Raw genomic sequence first — 22,381 nt, 5'->3', positions numbered from 1 at the left:
CCTATCGAGTGTCCGCATTCTTTTATGCGCATAGCATGGCTATGATTGAAATTCTTTTCGTATAGTCATGAGTAGCCTTCTGCGTCTTATTCAACTACTACAGGACGGATAGAATCCCCACAACGGCAGTTCTCACCATTGTCACCATAGATGCCGTCATTGTCGAATGTGATTGCGCGAGCATAATCTGCTGCATCTTCAAAGAGGATAGAAGAGAAATAGTAACCACCATATCCTGCATATCTCACAGCCTTGGTATCATCATAGCGTGAACCAGCACATGGAAGGAAAAGGCCTTTTGAGAGATCGTCTTGCGTTATTTCCTTTGGGAATCTGACTGTCATTGCAAACTCACCCTCTGCTGGTTCGGTAACCAAATAGCCATAGACTTGCTTGTTGTCTTCTACCGTGACATAGCCAAACTGCCATTTACCTTTTTGTGCTAATGTGCTGACCTCTGAATAGCGTGGTAGACGATAAGTTCCTTTCGTAGCCCAATAAGCGATATCACCGAATGCTGCTTGATTGAAATCAGTTGTCTCATTTGTGAATTTATCGTCTGTGTACATCTTACCTGCGATATCTGTCTTTGTCGTATTTCCGCACACGTCTTTCGAGTAAGTGAGGGCGTTGTTACCACATACCCCAAAGTTGAAATGGTCGATCTGGTCGTCAGCCTGTTCTATCTCATGATTATAAGCTTCAGTAGAGTTTCTGTGAAGTCCATATCGTGGCTTAAAGTATTCCCATTGATTGTCTGCAATTTTCCATGTACCCTTGTCATATTGCAGATTTCCTGTTGCCCATTTCACACCAAAAAGCGTAACATATTTCGTTGAGCCCTTTGGTGTTTCTTTAGCTACAAAGGTGATGTCCTCTATGTCATCGGCGTCGATTTCTATTGTACCACCACTTTTCTTTACCACCTTCATTTGATAGGTTTGTGCAAAGAGTGTCCCGAACGTGAAAGCAAGGAGAAGTGTAAGTATATATTTTTTCATTTTCTTGTCTTTTGATTGTTATTAATTTGTTTCGTTAAGTTATTATTTATCTATTGCCATTTTGATGTTCCCATTTGGCGTACAAAGTAGGTAGATGCCTTTAGAGTAGGTTGATAGGTCGATGTCTATCTTACCGTCAGCTGTTGCATGACCCTTAAAGACACGTCGACCGTCTATCGTCATAATGCTAACTGCAGCCTCCGTAGGAAGACCGTAGAGGAGGACATGTCCTATGTGATACTCTACTTGTGGTTTGCCTATAGGCTGTTTACTTGGAAGGGAAATGCCTGTAGGAGTACTACTGAAAAAGTATTTAAGCACGCGTCCCAGTTCCACCGTAATGGTCTTCTCTGGTGTTGTTGCTGTCATACTTCCATTTGAGAACGTGATTTGCGGTTGACTTGATAGAGCAAACTCAGCCTTTGTTCCATCACGAAGTTCTACGCAGAAGAACTTTACTGGTCCTGCTGCTCTCACACTGAGAGGTGTGAGAAGGCAGCCGAGCAGTAGAAGAAAGATTAATTTTCGGTTCATTGTTTTGTTTGATTTATTAATAAGATGTCTGTTTTATATTACTGTGCTTACTGTTGATGGACGTGTTACTTATTCTTGTGCATGGTATAGGTGACTTTTACCTGTTCATATCCGTTAGCAGCCTCAAAGTCCCAAGGGAAAACAAATGTCATCGTCCCCTTTGTAAAGTCAAATTGCCCAGATGGTTCAATCCAGTCAGAAGGAGAGTTGCCAAAGGTATCATGACTGACATCACTGACTGCAAGCCATCTTTGTGGGTCAATCGAACCACCAGCTAAGAGGAACTCGTCAGTCACCTGATACCCTACCATCTTTCCGTTCTCTTTAACGTAGACAAGTGCACCTTCGTCACGTAGCTTCTTTACCCTCTCCCATGCCGAGAAATGGTAGACGAAGGGTAGGGCGGAGATCTGCTCGTCGTAGGCGTTAGGACGTTGGACGAGGAAGTCTATCTTACCCGATGATGGAACGAGTTTAATATCGTCGAGTGTCATACTAAACTGTTCTTTGGTCGCATCATAACCGATAGCTTGTACGATAGCGTTCCCGTATGGTTGTTGTAGGAAGAACTCCTGATCCTCGACGGTCTTGCGCTTCAAGACGTCATAGAAAAACGAGGTGAGTCCCATCGGATTGTCAATAATCTTCAGTACGGGTGTTTCTTCGGTTGCTTTCTCGCTTAGCGTGATGATGCTATAGCCTTTAGTTGTAAATTGCGTTTCTCCTTTGAAGTAGCTTTCTTTGTCTTCTGTGTTGAATGATACGGTTGCCTCAACAGGAATCTTACCCATTAAGTAGGTGAGGTCGAACCCATATTTCTGTTTATACCCTTCGATGAGTTGCAGCTGGTGTGCACTTAGTTGCGGAACATCTGAGTCTGGGTTGACGGTTATCTTCACACCTGCGTCGGCTGCTTTTATGCGTGGGTTCGATGTGTTCCCAACACTGATGCTTAGCGTCTTAGGCACAGAGAGTAGATGTTTGGTATTAGATATAACTTTCACCGTAGCCTCTTTCTGGCCAGCTTTGAGCTGAATAGTACTTTGTTCTAAGTGTACGATCTCATCTTCATTACCTTTTATGTCAAGGTTGATGGTTTCATCTTTCGTCGGTGCGAATGCTATTAGCAGATGAAGGGTGATACCTTCTGTATCGTCTTCATTCATAAAAGCATTCCCTACCACAGAGAGTGCAACGTTATTTGTCATCTCTTCATCTGCTTTGTTTTCGGTGCTACAAGCTGCTGTTAGGCATACTATGAGAAGCAACAAAACACTTGTTTTTATGACTTTCATTCTTTTCTTTGTTTTTAATTATATATTTGTTTGTTCTTATTCAAGGTTTGTCGACTACATCTCCTAATACGTGTTGTCAATCGTTATAAGGTTTCCATCAAGTGGGTTGTAGACGAGAGGCCCTCCTTTGCACTATTTTCTTGATATTTGTAAGGGGTAGCAAAATTAAAAAGAAATGGTAGGTCGTACAATACCTAATAATGATGAAATTTCTAATGCTCTGTGTTCTCATTGAGAGGGTGCATATTTCTTCTCACAGAAAAACACAGAAGAACAGAATACACAATGGCCCACAGAGACATTAAGTCAACCGATTTCACAGAACCTTACAGCCAAGTGAAGCCTCACCCCCAGCCCCTCTCCGAATGGAGAGGGGAGTGATCACCGAGATACCCCTCCTTCGCTACTTGTGTCTTGATGGGAATATAGATTCACTCTGATGCCTCTTTGGCTAATCATCAACACCTAACACTCAACATCCAACACCTATCTTTGGCAGTAACGCTCTGTGATATCTGTATGCCGGAGGCGTTCTGTGGACTCGAAACGCTGGTGGAAAAATTCTGTTAAATCTGTGAGTTCTGTGAGAGAAAGAAATACCCTCTATGCGAGAAAGAAATATCCTCCGTGAGAGAAAGAACTCCCCTCCGTGAAAAAAAGAACTCCCCTCCATGTGAGAAAGGACTCCCTAAGGAATCGTGATGTAAAGAAATAAAAAGTCCAAAGGCATACTTAATAATCAAAGCGCCCCTCCCTCAATTCAAGAACATGCTCTTCTCCATTCGAGAACATGCCCTTTAAGGCTCAAGAACACGCCCTTCTTGAGGCTTGACAAGGCCCTTCTTTAACGCTGTTTGTAACCGTTTGATACAGTGATAGATATAAACACAATTTCTAAACATAAACTTTCCTGCCATTTACTAAACTAAATTCGGAACTTTGTCATACTTTTTCGATACTACTAAAACGCACTAATACTTACAAGACTACGAATTTCACTAATTGCACGAATGGTGAGCACATATAGAAACGATACACTCGATAGGAGTGGAGGGAACTGATTATTTGACAAGGAGGAGGGGACTATATATGAAAAACTACGAATGTCACTAATTGCACGAATGGTAGACAGAGATGGAGACGGGGCAACCTGAAAAGGGGAGAATCGGCCTTATTTTTCATCATTGAGCAGGAGATTATGACGGAAAAGGGATGATTTTTCATTAAAAAAACTTAACTTTGTGGGTAATATAACTAAGCAAAGTAAAAGTTACTCTACCAATAATTATCATTGCAATGCCAGTAAACAAGAATGCCTACCTGCGCTATCAAATCTTGGATCAGTGTTTCAGTAATAAGCATCGGAGGTTTAATATAGACGATTTAGTCGATTTTGTTAGTGAGAAGTTGGGCTATAACATCAGTCTGCGACAGATACGGGAGGACATTGCCAACCTGCGTTTGAGTCCTTATCATGCACCGATCCGAGCACAGCAATACGACGGGAAGAAGTGTTATTACCATTATTCTGATCCCGACTACTCTATCTTTAATAACGAGCTGACCACAGAGGAGGTGGCTAACCTTCGTTCAACAATCGACATGCTCAGCCGTTATCGTGGCATACCAACCAACGCTTGGCTGGAAGAAGTCATCTCTAACTTGGAATATCGCTTCGGGGTTAAAGCCAACTCCGAGAACCTTATCGCCTTTGAACAGAATGATATGCTCAAAGGATTAGAGCATTTGGCAGGCATCATCGACGCTACAATCAATCATCAGACGCTCGAGATAGCTTATCAATCCTACTGGGGTGAGAAGCGAAACATCGTGGTCTATCCCTATTATGTCAAGCAATACAATGGTCGTTGGTTCCTCTTTGGGCTGAATGATGAGAAGGGGAGGATTGAAAGCTACGCCTTAGACCGTATCGAAAGCTACGCCAGTAGCACTAAACCTTTCGTTGAGAACGTCACTACCGACTTCACATCTTACTTCGATGACGTCATCGGCGTGTCGGTTCCTTACGGTGATGTAGCCACCGAGGAGGTTGTCTTGCGCTTCTCGCCTCAGCGTTTCCCTTACGTTCTTTCGAAGCCCATCCACTCCTCACAGCGTGTGTTGTCCGAGCCCAACACAGTCAGTATCCATGTGAAACCCAACCGTGAACTATCCCAACAAATCCTCTCCTTCATCCCCGATGTTGAGGTACTCTCCCCCGAATGGTTACGCAACGAGATTAGAGACAAGCTAAAAGATAATTTGCAGAAATATCTATCAATGCACGAAGACTGCACAGATAATCATTAACTTTGCATCAGATAAGAAATAAAAGAACAAAAAATAGAAACCCACGATATGAACAAACAACAACTTGCAAACAAGATTTGGGCAGCTGCCAATAAGATGCGTTCGAAGATAGATGCCATTGAGTATAAGGATTATATTCTTGGTTTGATATTCTATAAGTTCCTCTCTGATAACGAGGTGAACTATCTTTTGAAGGCAGGATGGCGAGAAGAAGACTTAGTAAACCTTGTTGAGGACTACGACGACGAGAACGCTAAACTCATCATAGACTACTGTAAGAACAACATAGGCTACTTCATAGCCTACGACCATCTCTTCTCAACATGGATAAAACCCGATAGCGACTTCAATATAGGCGACTTAAGTGTCTCTCTTAACTCGTTCGACCGCTTAGTAAGTCCAAACTATAAGCCTGTTTATGATGGTATCTTCAAGACGTTACAGGCTGGTTTGAGTAAGTTGGGCGACAGTACGGCAAGTCAGACACGTGCCATTAAAGAGCTTATCAAACTTATCAAAGATATCCCAACAGATGGTTCACAGGACTATGATGTCTTGGGTTACGTCTATGAGTATCTGATTGGTAACTTTGCCGCCAGTGCAGGTAAGAAGGCAGGCGAGTTCTATACACCCCACGAGGTGGCTATCCTTATGTCTGAACTCGTGGCGGAGAATCAGAGGAATAAGCCTCAGATAGAGATTTATGACCCTACTTCTGGGTCTGGTTCACTGCTGATTACAATCGGTAAGTCGGTTGGCCGACACATTGCCGATAAGAATAAAGTGAAGTATTATGCGCAGGAGCAGATAGAGAACACCTACAATCTCACCCGTATGAACCTTGTTATGCGGGGTATTCAGCCCAGCAATATCTATACACGTTGTGCCGACTCGTTAGATGAGGACTGGCCTTTACAGCAGGTAGGAAGCGAAATGAACAAGCCGCTCTACGTCGATGCCGTTGTGAGCAATCCGCCTTATTCCCAGCATTGGGACCCAACTGACCGCGAGATGGATGCCCGATTTAAGAATTACGGTGTAGCACCTAAAAGCAAAGCCGACTATGCTTTCTTGCTCCATGAGTTACACCATCTGAAGCCAGATGGCATCCTTACGATAGTTCTTCCTCATGGTGTGTTGTTCCGTGGAGGTGAAGAAGAACAGATCAGAACAAACCTTATTGAGAAAAACAACATTGATTCGATTATCGGTCTACCTGCTAACATCTTCTTTGGGACGGGTATTCCTACGCTTATCATGGTCTTAAAGCAACATCGTGAGAATGACGATGTACTCGTGATAGACGCCAGCAAGTGCTTTGTGAAAGATGGAAAACAAAACAAGCTGCGGGCTTGTGACATCAAGAAGATTGCTGATACCGTGCGCGACCGTGCCACGGTGAAGGGCTTCTCTCGCACTGTCAGTCGTGATGAGATACGTGAGAACGGGTACAACCTGAATATCCCTCGTTATGTAGATGGCAATGAGGAGACTGAACATTACGATATTTATGCGACAGTCTTTGGGGGTATTCCTAACGCTGAAATAGACAGTCTGCAATGCTATTGGGAGGCTTTCCCATCTCTGCGAGCCGACTTGTTTGCGCCAGAGGCGGACAAACCTTATTCTCTTTTGCGCACGGAGGAGGTGAGGCAGACGATAGAAAACAATGTGGATGTACAGTCGTTTAACCAGCAGTTCGCCAATGCCTTTGATGGTTTTACCGACGCTATGCACCAACGATTGATAGACAACACGATGACTGTTCACGAACTCACTGCATTAGACGAGATAGCCACCGACATCTTTAAGCGTGTGGAGAATATAGCACTTGTGGATAAGTATGCTGCTTATCAGGCTTTAGCTGATAACTGGCAGACGATAGTCAACGACATTGAGACCCTACAGCAAGACGGACTTAACGCTGCTCGTGAGGTGGAGACAGCTTATAAGATGGTGAAGAAGGGCGAGGAAGAGATAGAAGTACCAGACGGTGTAAAGGGGCGCATCATTCCTTTTGAGTTTGTTCAGCAGGCGAAGTTCCAAGCAGAACTTACTGCTATTGCCAATATGCAACAACGCATAGAGGTCATAACGAGCGAACTCGACGACCTACACGACTCGTTTACAGAGGAAGAGACAGAAAGCTATTGCGAAAGCGAGAAAGACAATGCCTTCGACAAGGCAGCCATCAAAGCCAATGCAAAGCCTAAGGCTGACGTAGAACCAGAGACAAAGGCGAAGCTCGAAAAGATAGTTGCACTTTGGAATGAGCAGACAAAGACGAACAAAGAGATAAGAACAGCGAAGCAACAGCTTATTGATAAGACCGTAGAAGCTATTGAAAACCTATCCGATGAAGAGGTGGCAACATTCTTACATGAGAAGTGGATAGAGCCAGTATGCAACGGAATAGACGATACATTACGTTCGGTACTTGCCACACTCGAGACGTCTGTCGTTGCTCTGAACAAGAAATATGCAGTCAGCTATAAGCAAATCAATGACGAGTTTGCCTCAACAAACAAAGAGTTAGCAGGACTCATAGACCAACTAACAGGTGATGAGCGTGCAATAGAAGGGTTAAAGGAGTTGATAAAGGAGTAAGTATGAAGCCGAAGATTAGAATAAAAGGATTTAATGATGCGTGGGAATATAGCTATCTATATAATTGTCTTGATATCTCAACAGAGGTTAATAAAGAGAATAAATATGGAAAGGATGAGGTTCTCTCAGTCTCTGATGACTTTGGTGTAGTAAATCAAATAAAACACCTTGGTAGGAGTTATGCAGGAAAGTCTGTGTCTGGCTATAAGATATTACTCCCTGGACAAATAGTTTATACAAAATCTCCACTTAGAGATAAGCCATTTGGTATAATTAAAGAGAATAACTATCAAGCTGGTATTGTATCTGTATTGTACGCTGTTTATAATGTCAAAGAAGGTATATTTTCAAAGTATATTCAAAGATATTTTGAGCCTAAACAGCGTATAAATAAATATCTTATACCGTTAGTAAACAAGGGTGCTAAGAATACCATGAATATAAGTGACGAGATGTCCTTGAATGGTAAAATAACAAAGCCAGTAACTATTTGTGAACAACAGGCTATATGTAGTTATTTTGATAAGGTTGATGAATTAATCTCCACAGCCTCTTCTCGTCTTGCTTCATTAAAGCAAGTGAAGGAAGCGAGCCTACAAGCAATGTTCCCACAGAAGGGAGAGACCGTACCTAAGATTAGGTTCAAAGGGTTTGAAGGAGAGTGGGTTATTACTAAGGCTGCAGAGATATTTAAAACAGTTAATGAACGGAACTTCTCAGGATTACCTGTCTTATCAGCTACGCAAGATAAAGGTATGGTTACAAGAGAGTCCATTGGATATAATATATTTCATGACAAGGCAAATGAGTCAACATACAAGCACATCAGACCTGGACAATTTGTTATGCATTTACGTTCGTTCCAAGGTGGGTTTGCACACTCTGCAATAGAAGGTATATGTTCTCCTGCTTACACCATCATGGAGTTTAAGGACAAAGAGGTAAATCATGATTTATATTGGAAATATGTCTTAGCATCAAAACATTTTATCAAAAGTCTTGAGATGATTACATACGGTATTCGAGATGGAAGAACTATTAGCTTTGATGAATTTAAGGAAATGGTCTTTCTTGTACCTAAAGTAGAAGAGCAACAGCATATCGCCTCCTACTTCACCTCTTTAGACAAGCAGATAGCTCTTCAGACGCAGCGATTAGAGAAGCTAAGGCAGATAAAGGCAGCTTGCTTAGACAAGATGTTTGTATAACAACCTAATGACAGAATGATTATGAGTAACAACATACAAGGTTTCGTAAAGGAACTTGAATTTGAAGAAGCATTAACTAACCACCTGCTCCAGCACGGTTGGAACGAAGTAATAAAGAACCCAACCGAAGAAGAGCTTGTGCAAAACTGGGCTAATATCATCTATGATAACAACCGAGGCGTAGACCAGTTGGGTAACTATCCGCTCACAGCAAGTGAGATGCAACAGGTTATTGACCAAGTAAACCTTTGCGATTCGCCCTACGCTATTAACAACCTTATCAATGGACAGCAGCTTTGCATCAAGCGAGACTGCCAAGAGGATCGTAATAACTATGGTAAGACTGTCTATCTAAAGATATTCGACCCCAAGGAAATCTCTGCAGGACAAAGTCGTTATCAGATAGTTCGCCAACCAAAGTTCAAGACCAAGGAGGCTATGGCTGGTGACCGACGAGGCGACCTGATGCTGCTTATCAACGGTATGCCCGTCATCCACATAGAATTAAAACGCAGCAAGGTGAACGTGAGTCAGGCTTGTTACCAGTTGAAACGTTACATGCACGAAGGCGTCTTCACGCAAGGTATCTTCTCTATGGTGCAAGTCTTTGTAGCAATGACACCAGAGGAGACACTCTACTTTGCCAACCCTGGTAAAGCAGACAACTTCCAACCACAGTACTACTTCCATTGGGAAGACTTTAACAACACGGTAGTCAACGACTGGAAGAAGGTAGCCACCGACCTACTGTCAATCCCTATGGCACACCAATTAGTAGGTTTCTACACCATTGCCGACGACAAGGACAAGACCCTGAAGGTGCTTCGTAGTTATCAATACTTCGCCGTCAGCAAGATAAGCGATGTTGTAAAGCAAACAAACTGGGACGACCATAAGCACCGAGGCGGTTATATATGGCATACAACAGGGTCGGGTAAGACGATGACATCATTTAAGTCGGCACAACTGATAGCCAACTCTGGTGATGCAGATAAGGTAGTGTTCCTACTCGACCGCATAGAACTCGCTGTGCAATCGCTTGATGAATATAGAGGATTTGCAGGAGAGCCAGACTCCATACAAGACACGTCGGACACCAAAGTGTTGCTTGCCAAACTGAAAAGTACGGATAAGGACGACCGCCTTATTGTAACATCTATCCAAAAGATGAGTAACGTAAAGGAAGGAGCAGCCATCTCTAAGGAGCTAATAGACCAGATAGGTAAGAAACGCTTGGTGTTCATCATTGATGAGTGTCACCGTAGTGTGTTTGGTGAAATGCTCATCAGTATCAAGCACACCTTCCCACGTGCATTACTCTTCGGCTTCACTGGTACACCAGTCTTTGAAGAGAACGCAAAGAACGAGATAATGACAGCGACGCTCTTTGGTGATATGCTTCATAAGTACACCATCGCCAATGCCATCCCAGACGGGAATGTATTGGGCTTTGACCCATATAGGGTAAACACCTGCAGTGATGATGAGTTGCGCGAGTTAGTAGCGTTCAGACAGATAGACCTGAAGCTAAAAGAGCGTGACCCAGAGGCTGAAGTAAAGAAGCGTACAACGGAAGAATACTTAGAACTCATAGAGAGCGACGACGAACTACGCAGTATCTATGACCGCTTTATGTCCCAGCTGCAAATGCCAGCAACTTATACCGATAATGGGAAAAAGGTGCATGGCATAGAATATTACTTGCCAAAAGACTTCTATGAGAGAGACGAACACTACTTGGCTGTAGTGCAGGATATTATGAAAGGATGGGACAGACTGAGCAAGAACAGTAAGTTCCATGCTATCTTAGCAACGAAGAAGATTTCAGAAGCCATCAGCTATTACAAACTGTTCAAAGAGCATTATCCATCCATGAACGTAGTAGCCATCTTCGATAATAACATCGATAACTCTGATGGTGGGATAGCACGTGAGGATGCACTTATCGAGATGTTGAGAGATTATAATGCCAAATACGGGATGACCTTTCAGCTCTCTAACTATGCCAAATACAAGAAGGATGTGGCTAAAAGGTTGGCACATAAGAAACCCTATATCGACATAGAAGCAGACCATAGCAAACAGATAGACCTGCTGATCGTTGTGACGCAGATGTTGACAGGTTATGACTCAAAGTGGGTCAACACCTTATATGTTGATAAGGTGATGAAGTATGTGGATGTTATTCAAGCCTTCTCTCGTACCAATCGCTTGTTTGGAGACGGTAAGCCATTTGGTGTTATCAAGTGGTATAGCTACCCATACACCATGGAGCAGAATGTCAACGACGCCTTAGAGGTGTATGTAGACAGACCATTAGGGGTGTTTGTAGACAAGTTAGAGAAGAACCTCTCTAATATCAATCAGCGTTTCCTGACCATTAGAGACATCTTCTATTCTCATAATATCAAAGACTTTGAGCGACTACCTGACTCACGTGAAGACAGAAATATGTTTGCGAAATGCTTCTCGGAGATGACCCATTTGATAGAAGCAGCAAAGCTACAAGGATTCGTGTGGGAGCAGACTTTATATGAGTTCCAGCATGGTGACACGTACACAAAGGTAGAGATGGAAATAGACGAGCAGACCTATTATATCTTGTTACAGCGTTATCGTGAATTGTTTGATGGGACAACAACCAGTGAGTCTAAAGACGAATGGGAATATAAGATTGATACTTATATCACCGAAACAGGTACGGGAACTATCAATGCAGAGTTTATAGACGCAAAGTTCCATAAGTTTATTAAGAACTTATATACAGAAGGACCAGGTAGTGAACTTACTAAGACGGCTTTGGAAGAACTCTGTAAGACTTTCGCATCATTGTCACAACAAGACCAGCACACGGCGCTTATCATCTTGCATGACATACAGAGTGGAGACTTACACCTCGATAAGGGAAAAACGATATACGACTATATCGCAGAGTATCAGATAAAGGAATTGCGCAAACAGATCATGACGTTAAGTGAGGCAACAGGACTTAATACAAGTCAGCTCATTAATATCATGAGTAGTGATGTCAATGAGCAGAACCTGAATGAGTTTAATCGCTTTGAGAACTTAAAGCTTACGCTCGACCTACAAAAGACATGTGCCTTCTTAGCAAAGATAACAGGTGAGACGATTCCTGCCTTTATGGTCTTACCGAAAGCAGACAGTGTGTTGCGGAAATTCATACTTGACTTGGATGCAAGGAAGAAGATACTTGATGCATGGCTAAAGGATGATGTCACACTTGAAAGTGATGAGGAACAAAAGGAAGAAGAAACTACTGTAGTACCAATAGTAGAAGAAGAACCAGAAGAGCCAGCACTGGATATTGAAAAGGTAAAGGCAAGGATAGATGAAATCTTAACTAATACCTTGACAGGAGTCGGTAAGTATATGCGTCGACAGGACGAGGTCATTGATAGTGTGTTCTACGTATTAGAAAAAAAATCATTGGAAAAGTTAGATGGAGTAGGACTCTTCATCATGCGTGCCTTTACCAATCTGTTTGTTAAGAAGGCTACTATCGTAGACAAGTTCGTAAGTTTCAATCTATTGGTCACTAAGTTTGAAGCATACTTGAAAAAACTCTTCTTCTTAATGAGGAAGACAGAGGTGCGTCCTCAATATGAAGGACAATCCGTTACGTGGAAGGATGTTATTCATGCCATACGACCATTATGGAGCTTGAAATACAGTGCGGATGAGCAATACAAACAGCTCTATCATTATCTGCTGATGGTGAAGGAGTGGCGTAATAATGAGTCACATATCTCGCCTACAGCATCGGAGAAAGAAGTGGACGCTGCAATCAGTATTATCATTACGATGTATTTCTTTGCAACAGGCTCTTGTATCACCGATCTTGAGAGTGCTGGTCATGACATGGAAGCAAGAAGAGATTGTCCGCTTTATGAGTTGCCAGAGAATGACGCTGTAAGTTATAGTCGGGTTGCAGAAGACGGCCCAGATGATAAGTAGACATTGATGGTGATGTGATGTCTTCTTTCTGAACTGTTGCAAAGAGCGCAACAGTTCAGGAAGGAGATGATTGACAGTAGGCTGCAGAAGGACGAAGAATAATCTTTCTGTCATACTTATTATTCCTTCTGAATGATTAAGTCGTTAGTTTGTAGTGGGTTGGAAGACAAAGTTAAAATGACAGCAAACGAAGGGAGAAATAAAGTTTGAGGATGGAGAGTTGTTGTGATGTAAGTTCAGAGCAAAGGCTTTCCCTCTATTTTATAGATATATAAAGGAAAGAGCCTGCAATCTAACACCTATGGAACTTAATTCTCTTGTGTTAATTTTATGACCTTCCGAATGATTATTCAAAAATAAAATCTTATATTTGCAATAGTAAAAAGTATAAGTATGAAGACATCGCTGTATTCTATAGGTCACGGACATAAGTCCATAGAGGAGTTTATCGAAGAGCTTAATTCTTTCGAGATTTCCTATCTTATTGACGTGAGGACTGTACCCTATTCAAAGTGGAATCCTGAGTTTAATCAAGAGACCCTGAAGCGAGATTTGAATAAGTATTGCCAGATAAGATATGATTGGTGGGGTAATCCTGAGAGTGATTCATATATAGGAGGTAGACCTTTAAGTACCGAGTGTCTTGATGATGATGGTTTCTTTGACTATAAGGAGATGGCAAAAGACTATCGTTTCAAGAGAGGAATTCGAAGCTGGGCAGGCGATGCTGGAGTCGGTGGGATATCACAAATCAAAGAGATTAAACATAATTGAAAGGAAAAGATACATGGATTGGAAAGAAAAAGCCATTAAGACGCTTAAGGATAGTCTTAGTCCCGTTCCGACAGAATTGAACGAGCTAGACTGGAAAAGTGGTCTGTCATGTAAGACGGACCGCCTTGCCCAACACATAAGCGCATTTGCAAATAACAAAGGAGGTGGTGTCCTTGTTTATGGTGTAAATGATGATGGAAGTTGTTTTAATTTATCGCGAGAGGATATTAAGACAATTGTCCAAAAAATGGGGAATATAGCCAAGAATAATCTGGAGTACTCTATTCCTATATCTCATAGTGTTATGAAATTTAATGGCTATGATTTGTTGTTCATCTATATACCTGAACAGCATGACAAACCAGTAGTTCTACGTGGACATAATATATTTGATTCGTATTTGCGTTCTGCAGGCCAGACAGTAAAGATGTCTCGTGATCAAGTTAAAGAAATGATTGCGACATCTAAGGGAGTCACCTTTGAAGAACGTTTAGCTTTATCTGAGCTTACAAAGGGACAGATTCTTCAATATCTGGATTACAAGTCTTTCTTTGAACTTGTGGGGAGAGATGTTCCAAATACGACAGACTCAATAGTTAATCGTTTAAGTGAATACAATCTCTGTCATGGGAATAATGGAATCTGGGGTATCACTAATTTGGGAGCTTTACTCTTTGCAAGGGATTTGAAGGATTTCCCTAAACTGCGTGGTAGAGAAGTAATCGTGAGAAAATATAGTGGCAAGAACAATCGTTCTCAAGAGTTCGAGCAACATGGCACCTACGGATATGCCGTCGGCTTTGAAGGCCTAATCGATTTTATCATGCAAAATACAGGTAAAGAGAGTATTGGGGTAAAGAGAGAAATAATTCCAACCTATCCTCAAATTGCAATTCGAGAGTTTGTTGCGAATGCCATTGTCCATCAAGACTTCGGAATAAAGGGACTACCTGTGACTATAGAAATTTTCTCTAATAGACTAGCTATTACTAATGCAGGAGCGCCACTTAATGACATCAATAGGCTGATAGACCTACCACCGCAGTCACGTAATGAAGAATTGGCTCAGACAATGTTTCTTTTGGGAATTTGTGAAAAACGCGGTAGCGGAATAGACCGAGCTATTTCCGCAATTGAGCAGATGTTTCTGCCTGCCCCTAAATTTACCAAAGGCGAACAGCATACAAGAGTTTTTCTATACCCTCAGAAAAAGTTTAAGGATATGATAAAGGATGAAAAGGTGTCTGCTTGTTACCAACATGCTTGTTTGAAATATGAAAATGGAGAGTATATCAACAACTTGTCTGTTAGGGAACGTTTTGAACTTACAAAGAATGATTCATCTATAGCTTCTCGTATAATTGCTGATACAGTAGAGGTAGGACTGATAAAGCCCGTGGACCCAGAGACTAAGTCGAAGAAATTTATGACTTATTTACCATATTATGTATAGAGATTTTTATTTGCAAAGAAAATCATATTTATATGTAACAGCATGATAATCAGTAACTTTTTATTTGCAAAGAAAATCCAGTCTACCCTAATCAGCTTATTGCTGGTCCTTGAAGAAGGAGAATCACAAGAAAAAGCAGTTGTTCAGAAATTCCAGAAAACTGCTGCATATAACAAACCTTATCTGACTACATTCTATAACCTTGATATGATTATAGCTTTAGGTTATCGTGTTCACAGTATCACCAGTCCCATTCCAAGTTGAAGTGGTATGTCATGTGGTACGTATATTTTGAGGACAACCTTATCGTTGGAGTGTTGACTATATCTTGGAGTTCCTGTCACTTCTGTCACTCATCTCTGACAGCTAAAGCGTTAATGCATAGGGTATTATAGGGAAATGTTAAAATGACAGCAAACTGAATTAAAAATAAAGTTGTTGGATGGAGGGTTGTTGTGATATAAGTTCAAAACAAATGCTTCCCACAATTTTAATGAAATATACAGTAAAGAACCCGCAATCTAAAACTTATGGTAATTCATCCTCTTGTATTATTTTTACGACCTTATGAATGGTTATTAAAAAATAAAATCTTATATTTGCAATAGTAAAAGGTATGAGTATGAAGACATCACTGTATTCTATAGGTCACGGACATAAGTCCATAGAGGAGTTTATCGAAGAGCTTAATTCTTTCGAGATATCCTATCTTATTGACGTGAGGACTGTACCCTATTCAAAGTGGAATCCTGAGTTTAATCAAGAGACTCTGAAGCGAGATTTGAATAGTTACTGCCAGATAAAATACGATTGGTGGGGTAATCCTGAGAGTGACTCATATATAGGAGGTAGACCTTTAAGTACCGAGTGTCTTGATGATGATGGTTTCTTTGACTATAAGGAGATGGCAAAAGATTATCGTTTCAAGAGAGGATTGGAAAGGTTGGTTCTTGCTTCAGAAAATGGTCTTCGTGTTGCATTGATGTGTAGTGAAAGTAACCCATCAGAATGTCACAGAAGTAAACTGATAGGGCGTGAACTTTATTTTCAGTATAAGATTAATATGCGTCACATCATAGATGTATCTAAAACTATTTCAGAAGTGGATGTGATAAGAGGCTTATGTCGTGGCTGGGAGCCTAATTCTTTATTCTCAGATCAGCCAGAGCCTTATTTCAAGTCTCGCAAATCATACAAATCAACAATACAACTGAGTTATCAATATGAAGACTGAAATTTACACTATCGGAGTTTATGGTTCAACGGAAGAAACATTTTTCTCTAAATTGATTGCAGCACAAGTTGACTTGTTTGTCGATATTCGCCAACGGCGTGGAGTACGAGGAAATCAGTATAAGTATGTCAATAGTAATTATCTACAAGCTAAGTTGAAGGAACTTGGTATTGGTTATCTCTACATAAAAGATTTATCCCCTACAAAGGACATTAGAATGAAGCAAAAAGAGGCGGATAAAGTTATAGGCGAGACGAAACAAAAACGTACGAAGCTGGGTAGCGTATTTGTGCATGAGTATGTACATCAGATACTCGAGGGATATGATATAGAAGCTCTAATGCGTACGATAGAGAGCGAAGGTTATAATCGGATAGTCTTTTTCTGTGTAGAAGAAAAAGCTGAGGCTTGCCACCATTCTTTAGTTGTTAACCGAATACATGAAATATATTCTTATTCTATTACTAATTTATAAACTGATCTTTTGACAAATAAGAAAATTAATCTTCTATGCAGAAAGGCTGCACTCATGTGTATTACCTTTGCACACATAACATAAATAATAACTTTAAAGAAAAGAATTATGAAAGAACTAAAATGCCCTAAGTGTGGAAATATCTTCAAGGTGGATGAGGCCGACTATGCTTCTATATTGAACCAAGTTAAGACTAAGGAAATCGAAGCTGAGGTGAAGAGAAGAATGACTGAGATGGACGAGCGTAACAAGGCTGAATTGGCGTTGGTTACGACGAAGACCGAGCAGACATTCCAAAATAAGTTGTCGGAAAAGGAGAAGGAATTAGGTCAGAAGGTGGCTGAGATAGAGCGACTAAAAGGTGAGAAAGAGAGTGAGCTGTCTCGACAGAAATCGGAGATGAGTGAGGAGATAGCGAAACTTAAAGCACGGTTAGAAGGGATAGAGTCGCAGAAGACAAGTGAAATGAAGATTGCACTCGCTGAGAAGGAAAAGACTATCAGTGAGTTGAAATCAGAGATTAGCCAGAGTGGAGACAAACTGCAGTTGGCTGTGATGGATGAGCGTAACAAGGCGCAGCAGGCAGCACAAGAGAAAGAAAACAAGATTGTGATGCTGCAGAACGAAATAGAGCAGGAGAGGAGTAAGGCTCAGCTACATGAAGCAGACTTGCAGAAGCAACATGAGAGAGAGTTGCGTATGAAGCAAGAGCAGATAGACTATTACAAAGAACTAAAGTCGAAGATGTCGACAAAGATGGTTGGTGAGACGTTAGAGCAGCATTGTAGTAATGAGTTCGAACGTTATCTGCGTCCACTGATGCCTAATGCTTATTTTGAAAAAGACAATGATGCGAGTGATGGTACGAAGGGCGACTTCATCTTCCGAGATAGAGAGGATGGGACAGAATACCTATCTATCATGTTTGAAATGAAGAACGAGATGGATACTACTGCCACCAAACATAAGAACGACGACTTCTTGAAGAAGTTAGATGAGGATAGAAAGAAGAAAGGATGTGAGTATGCCGTGTTGGTCAGTTTGTTGGAGGCAGACAGTGAGCTATATAATAGTGGTATCGTGAATAAGAGTCATGTCTACCCGAAGATGTATGTTATTCGCCCACAATTCTTTGTGACTTTCATCACACTGTTGGTGCAGGCATCGAAGAACGCTTTGGAATACAAGAAGCAACTCATCTTAGCACAGAGTAAGGAGGTTGATGTAACGAACTTTGAGGCAAAGATGGAGGACTTCAAAGATAAGTTTAGTAGACATTATGAACTCTATACGAGAAAGTTTGATGATGCGATTAGGGATATAGACGCTACCATCTCTAAACTGCAAAAGGTGCGTGCGGAGTTGGTTAGTAGTGAAAACAACCTGCGCCTTGCTACTAAGGATACCGAGAAATTGACCATTCGTAGACTCACAACTAATAACCCAACGATGAAGGCGAAGTTTGATGAGGCTCGGAATGCACAGGCAGCAGTAGAAATTACAGACGACGAGGAATAGGCGTTGTGTCGTTACTGCAGAATCCTTATCTATTAAATACTTGAGAAAATGAAGACGTTATCCGTAAGACAGCCATGGGCCTCACTATTGGTGAGTGGGCTGAAAGACATAGAGAATAGAACGTGGGCTCCCAACTATAAGGGCCGCATCTTGATACATGCCTCATCGACGAAGGTTCCAAAGAATTTCGCTGATCGCACCATCTTTAACGTAAACAATGAAATAGAGAACAATCAAATGTTCGGTAATTTCCCTGAGTATGAAGACCTGGAATACTCAGCAATCATTGGTTATGTAACGGTAAATGGAGATAGCGACGACTCTACTTCGGTTTGGGCAGTACCAGTGGAACATCAATGGTATATAGAGGATGCTTATATCTTCGATGAACCTATTAGAGGGATTAAAGGGAAGTTGAACCTCTTTGAGACACCCGAGATTGACGAGAACAATCTACCACCAGCTCATAAGCTGGTACGTCGTGCACCACGCTTAGAGGGCGATTGCCTTGTTGTTCCACTGACAGAGAGTAGTTTGGACGATATCGTTGAGGATGGTATGTTACATTTAGGTGTTACTGATGAGGTCGTTGCTTTACTGGAAAAATCGGTTGAGGAGCAAACGACAGCAGAAGATATTTTTAAGGATGTTTTCACTGTACGCCTTGAATCACCTATTCGAACAATGACCTTCGAGGTGGCAGAAATGGGTTATGGGAACTATCAATTAGAAGATGGCTCATCTTTGAAAGCAATAAATTGGAATATGGAGGAAATCAATTACTTTGATATGGTCTTCAAATTAAAGAAGTAAACTCCTGTTATAATAGGATGGATAGAGGTCACGAAAAAGAGTAGAACTCTTGTTTGAACGTTTGATATCATACGAACATACAGTCTATGAACATCTATGTTGTCAAATAGTCACGTGACTTCTTCCACCTGTCTCAAACTTAATATTATAGTTGTACCCTGCCTGTATTCATCAACTTTCATCATCAGAACAGAAAGTATCACACTTTGGGAATGGATTTATTTCTACTTATAGGAAAACGGCACATTGCTTTAATATGTAGGTGAAATATAGATTAATAAGTCTTTACGTTTATAGTTGTGGAATAAAGGGATGTATCAACGATAAAAATCATTTGGTATCTATGATGGGAGGGGAATATCCTACGAGAGAATATTAAAAAATACTTAGGAATATAATATAATTCAAAAAAAAGTCATACCTTTGTCGGTAAATAATGATATAGAGTGTATTCCTTATTTTATTTAAGTATAATTAAAAGCTAATAAAACATGAAGTATGCTTTAATTACTGGTGCTTCGCGAGGGATAGGACGTGCTGTAGCTTTGTCCTTAGCCGAACAATATTCTATAATAATCAATTACCATTCTAATTCAGAATGTGCTCAAGAAGTGAAACAACTGATAGAGGAGAAGGGTGGTCATGCTGAACTCCTACCCTTTGACGTTGCTGATCCGAAGGCTATCGAAGCTGCTATTGATAGTTGGGAGGCTGCTCATCCAGATGAGTTCATCTCTGTGTTGGTGAATAATGCGGGCATTCGAAGAGATAATGTCATGTTTATGATGTCGGAAGACGACTGGCATAGCGTTTTGGATACGAATATGAATGGTTTCTTCTATATCACACGTCGACTATTGAAACACATGATGCCACGTCGACATGGAGGAAGAATTATCAATATGGCCTCACTGTCAGGACTGAAAGGTATGCCAGGACAGGTTAATTATAGTGCAGCAAAGGCTGCTCTAATAGGTGCAACAAAGGCGTTGGCACAGGAAGTTGCACCACGAAATATCACAGTGAATGCTGTAGCGCCTGGTTTCATACAGACTGATATGACGAAGGAGTTACCAGAGGATGAACTGAAGAGGCTCATCCCTGTGGGACGCTTCGGTAAGCCAGAGGAGGTTGCTGCGGTCGTGGCGTTCCTTGCTTCGGATGCTGCTGCATACGTTACAGGTGAGGTAATTAATGTGAATGGAGGGTTGTACACTTGATGAGAAGTTGTGAGATGTTAAGGAATTACAAGTGTAAAGCGAAATGTATTATTGCTGATATTAGGGGATTTCTGCTGTTGGCTTTTAATCCCTCAAACTCCTTAACTTTTATAACTCCTAATAAATAACTTATGGAAAGAAGAGTAGTAATAACAGGAATGGGAATATGGTCATGCCTTGGTACTGACCTTGAAATGGTAAAGAATTCATTATATGAAGGAAAGTCGGGCATAGGCATTCAGGAAGAACGCCTTACCTATGGCTATCGTTCAGCATTGACGGGTATCGTTGCAGAACCTGTCATCACGAAGAAGATGCTTGACCGTCATATACGAGCAGGTATGTCAGAAGAGGCACGATATGCCTACATGTCAAGTTTGCAAGCCTTTGCTCAAGCAGGTATCACGGATGACTATCTGCGAGAGAATGAAGTAGGTTGTATCTTTGGTAATGACTCTTCAGCCCAACCTGTCATTGAAGCGTCAAAGATAATGGATGAGAAACATGATTCTGCAATGTTAGGTTATGGACTCATCTTCCAGTCGATGAACTCAACGGTCAATATGAACCTCAGTACTATCTTCCATTTGCGCGGTGTGAATTTCACTGTTAGTTCAGCTTGCGCCAGTGGTAGTCATTCTATAGGTTTAGGTTTTATGATGATTAAGCAAGGACTTCAGGATATGGTCCTTTGCGGTGGTGCACAAGAGACAAACTATTATTCAATGGCATCATTTGATGCACTTGGCGCCTTCTCTATTCGCATGGATGAGCCGACAAAAGCCAGTCGCCCGTTTGATAGAGATCGTGACGGACTCATACCGAGTGGTGGAGCAGCATCATTGGTATTAGAGGATTATGAACATGCGAAGGCACGTGGAGCGAATATCCTTGCCGAAGTTGTTGGGTATGGCTTCTCAAGCAATGGCGGTGGTATCAGTCAACCATCCGATGAAGGAAGTGTTGTTGCCATGACTCGTGCGTTGAAGGCTGCAGATATGGAAGCTGATGATATAGACTATATCAATGCCCATGCTACGAGTACACACCAAGGAGATATGTATGAAGCAATTGCTTTGAACCGTATGTTTGGAGGTAAACATGCCCTCATTTCATCTACCAAGAGTATGACAGGACATGAGTGTTGGATGGCTGGAGCATCAGAGGCAGTGTATAGTATCTTGATGATGCAGCATAATTTCGTAGCACCTAACATCAACTTTGAGAATCCTGATGAACATTCAGAGAAGATGAACCTTGCTACAACAACTATTGACACAGAAGTAAATACAGTTCTGAGTAATTCATTTGGCTTTGGTGGTACTAATTCCGCTCTGGTCATTAAGAAATTTAAGGACTAATGGGTATTGACTAATTAAAACTTAATTTATATTATTATGAAAATGTATGTAAAGACCTTGTTGGTCCTTATCGCTGTATTTCTTTACAGTCCAATTGTAAATGCACAGAGTGATGAAACCTATGGTTGGGAGCAAGCTCCACGTTATAGGGGATTCATCTCAGAAGGTAATGTGTTTGGGACAGGTGATGTGAAAGAGAATCGTACTTTCTTTTCCACTTCCCATGGCGTACAGATTAATCCGGAATTATTTATCGGTGGAGGTGTAGCCGTAAACTACTGGTGGGACAGTGAATACTGGAGTGTTCCTCTGTTTGTAGACACACGTCTGGAGTTTCATAAGGAATTGCGTAAGAATTTCTCCCCATATATAAGTGCAAAAGTCGGTTATAGTGTGGGAGACCGTGAAGGCTTATACTTTGCGCCACAAGTAGGATGTCACTTCTATTTTGGTCATAGTAAGTTTGGACTCAGTACTGCGATTGGTTATACACTTCAGAACTGTAAGATAGATACGGGTTTCGGGACTATAAACGGTGATGCAAATGGTATAGAATTAACAGTAGGCTTAGATATCTAAAGAGATTATTATTTGATTATT

The 22,381-nt window shown here is 41.3% G+C and carries 16 protein-coding genes; 13 read left to right on the top strand and 3 right to left on the bottom strand.

What is annotated here, in order from left to right:
- Positions 1–86: 86 nt before the first annotated feature.
- The 3 genes from AXF23_RS00375 to AXF23_RS00365 all read right to left on the bottom strand — a co-directional run bounded on the left by AXF23_RS00375 (position 87) and on the right by AXF23_RS00365 (position 2,830).
- Positions 87–1,001, bottom strand: coding sequence for a hypothetical protein (locus AXF23_RS00375; RefSeq protein WP_107623905.1), 915 nt, complete (start codon positions 999–1,001; stop codon positions 87–89).
- Positions 1,002–1,043: 42 nt separating this feature from the next.
- Positions 1,044–1,535 (bottom strand): T9SS type A sorting domain-containing protein, encoded by a 492-nt coding sequence (locus tag AXF23_RS00370; protein ID WP_107623904.1) that lies wholly within the window; start codon positions 1,533–1,535, stop codon positions 1,044–1,046.
- 65 nt (positions 1,536–1,600) lie between these two features.
- Positions 1,601–2,830, bottom strand: coding sequence for a DUF4929 family protein (locus AXF23_RS00365; protein ID WP_107623903.1), 1,230 nt, complete (start codon positions 2,828–2,830; stop codon positions 1,601–1,603).
- 1,296 nt (positions 2,831–4,126) lie between these two features.
- On the opposite strand from AXF23_RS00365, the gene AXF23_RS00360 reads away from it, so the two are divergent.
- The 13 genes from AXF23_RS00360 to AXF23_RS00295 all read left to right on the top strand — a co-directional run bounded on the left by AXF23_RS00360 (position 4,127) and on the right by AXF23_RS00295 (position 22,360).
- Positions 4,127–5,140 carry a helix-turn-helix transcriptional regulator gene (locus AXF23_RS00360; protein WP_107623902.1) on the top strand — a complete coding sequence of 338 codons (1,014 nt, stop codon included), beginning with the start codon at positions 4,127–4,129 and terminating at the stop codon, positions 5,138–5,140.
- A gap of 48 nt (positions 5,141–5,188) precedes the next feature.
- On the top strand, positions 5,189–7,747 hold the full coding sequence (locus AXF23_RS00355) for a type I restriction-modification system subunit M (RefSeq protein WP_107623901.1): 2,559 nt from the start codon (positions 5,189–5,191) through the stop codon (positions 7,745–7,747).
- Positions 7,748–7,749: 2 nt separating this feature from the next.
- The gene (locus AXF23_RS16045; protein WP_199222142.1) at positions 7,750–8,955 is read left to right on the top strand and encodes a restriction endonuclease subunit S; all 1,206 of its coding nucleotides are present in this window, start codon (positions 7,750–7,752) and stop codon (positions 8,953–8,955) included.
- Between the two features lie 15 nt (positions 8,956–8,970).
- On the top strand, positions 8,971–12,933 hold the full coding sequence (locus AXF23_RS00345; RefSeq protein WP_107623900.1) for an HsdR family type I site-specific deoxyribonuclease: 3,963 nt from the start codon (positions 8,971–8,973) through the stop codon (positions 12,931–12,933).
- 393 nt (positions 12,934–13,326) lie between these two features.
- A complete protein-coding gene (locus AXF23_RS00340) occupies positions 13,327–13,707 on the top strand; it encodes a DUF488 domain-containing protein (protein ID WP_107623899.1) in 381 nt (126 codons plus the stop codon).
- Positions 13,708–13,720: 13 nt separating this feature from the next.
- Complete coding sequence (locus AXF23_RS00335; RefSeq protein WP_107623898.1) at positions 13,721–15,160, top strand: ATP-binding protein; 1,440 nt, start codon at positions 13,721–13,723, stop codon at positions 15,158–15,160.
- Positions 15,161–15,782: 622 nt separating this feature from the next.
- Complete coding sequence (locus AXF23_RS00325; RefSeq protein WP_158267672.1) at positions 15,783–16,394, top strand: DUF488 domain-containing protein; 612 nt, start codon at positions 15,783–15,785, stop codon at positions 16,392–16,394.
- A complete protein-coding gene (locus AXF23_RS00320; protein WP_107623896.1) occupies positions 16,384–16,869 on the top strand; it encodes a DUF488 domain-containing protein in 486 nt (161 codons plus the stop codon). Before AXF23_RS00325 ends, AXF23_RS00320 begins: the two co-directional genes overlap by 11 nt.
- Positions 16,870–16,977: 108 nt before the next feature.
- Positions 16,978–18,387 carry a DUF2130 domain-containing protein gene (locus tag AXF23_RS00315; RefSeq protein WP_107623895.1) on the top strand — a complete coding sequence of 470 codons (1,410 nt, stop codon included), beginning with the start codon at positions 16,978–16,980 and terminating at the stop codon, positions 18,385–18,387.
- A gap of 48 nt (positions 18,388–18,435) precedes the next feature.
- Positions 18,436–19,200: an ASCH domain-containing protein gene (locus AXF23_RS00310; protein WP_107623894.1), complete on the top strand. Its 765-nt coding sequence runs from the start codon at positions 18,436–18,438 to the stop codon at positions 19,198–19,200.
- Between the two features lie 491 nt (positions 19,201–19,691).
- A complete protein-coding gene (gene fabG / locus AXF23_RS00305; protein ID WP_107623893.1) occupies positions 19,692–20,420 on the top strand; it encodes a flexirubin biosynthesis SDR family reductase FlxB in 729 nt (242 codons plus the stop codon).
- Between the two features lie 131 nt (positions 20,421–20,551).
- Positions 20,552–21,781, top strand: coding sequence for a beta-ketoacyl-[acyl-carrier-protein] synthase family protein (locus AXF23_RS00300; protein ID WP_107623892.1), 1,230 nt, complete (start codon positions 20,552–20,554; stop codon positions 21,779–21,781).
- A 36-nt stretch (positions 21,782–21,817) separates the two neighbouring features.
- On the top strand, positions 21,818–22,360 hold the full coding sequence (locus AXF23_RS00295) for a hypothetical protein (protein ID WP_107623891.1): 543 nt from the start codon (positions 21,818–21,820) through the stop codon (positions 22,358–22,360).
- Positions 22,361–22,381 lie beyond the last annotated feature (21 nt).

This window comes from Prevotella sp. oral taxon 313 (genome assembly GCF_003043935.1).
In the GTDB taxonomy this organism is placed as follows: Bacteria; Bacteroidota; Bacteroidia; order Bacteroidales; family Bacteroidaceae; genus Prevotella; species Prevotella jejuni.
This window is presented reverse-complemented; position numbering and strand designations above follow the sequence as displayed.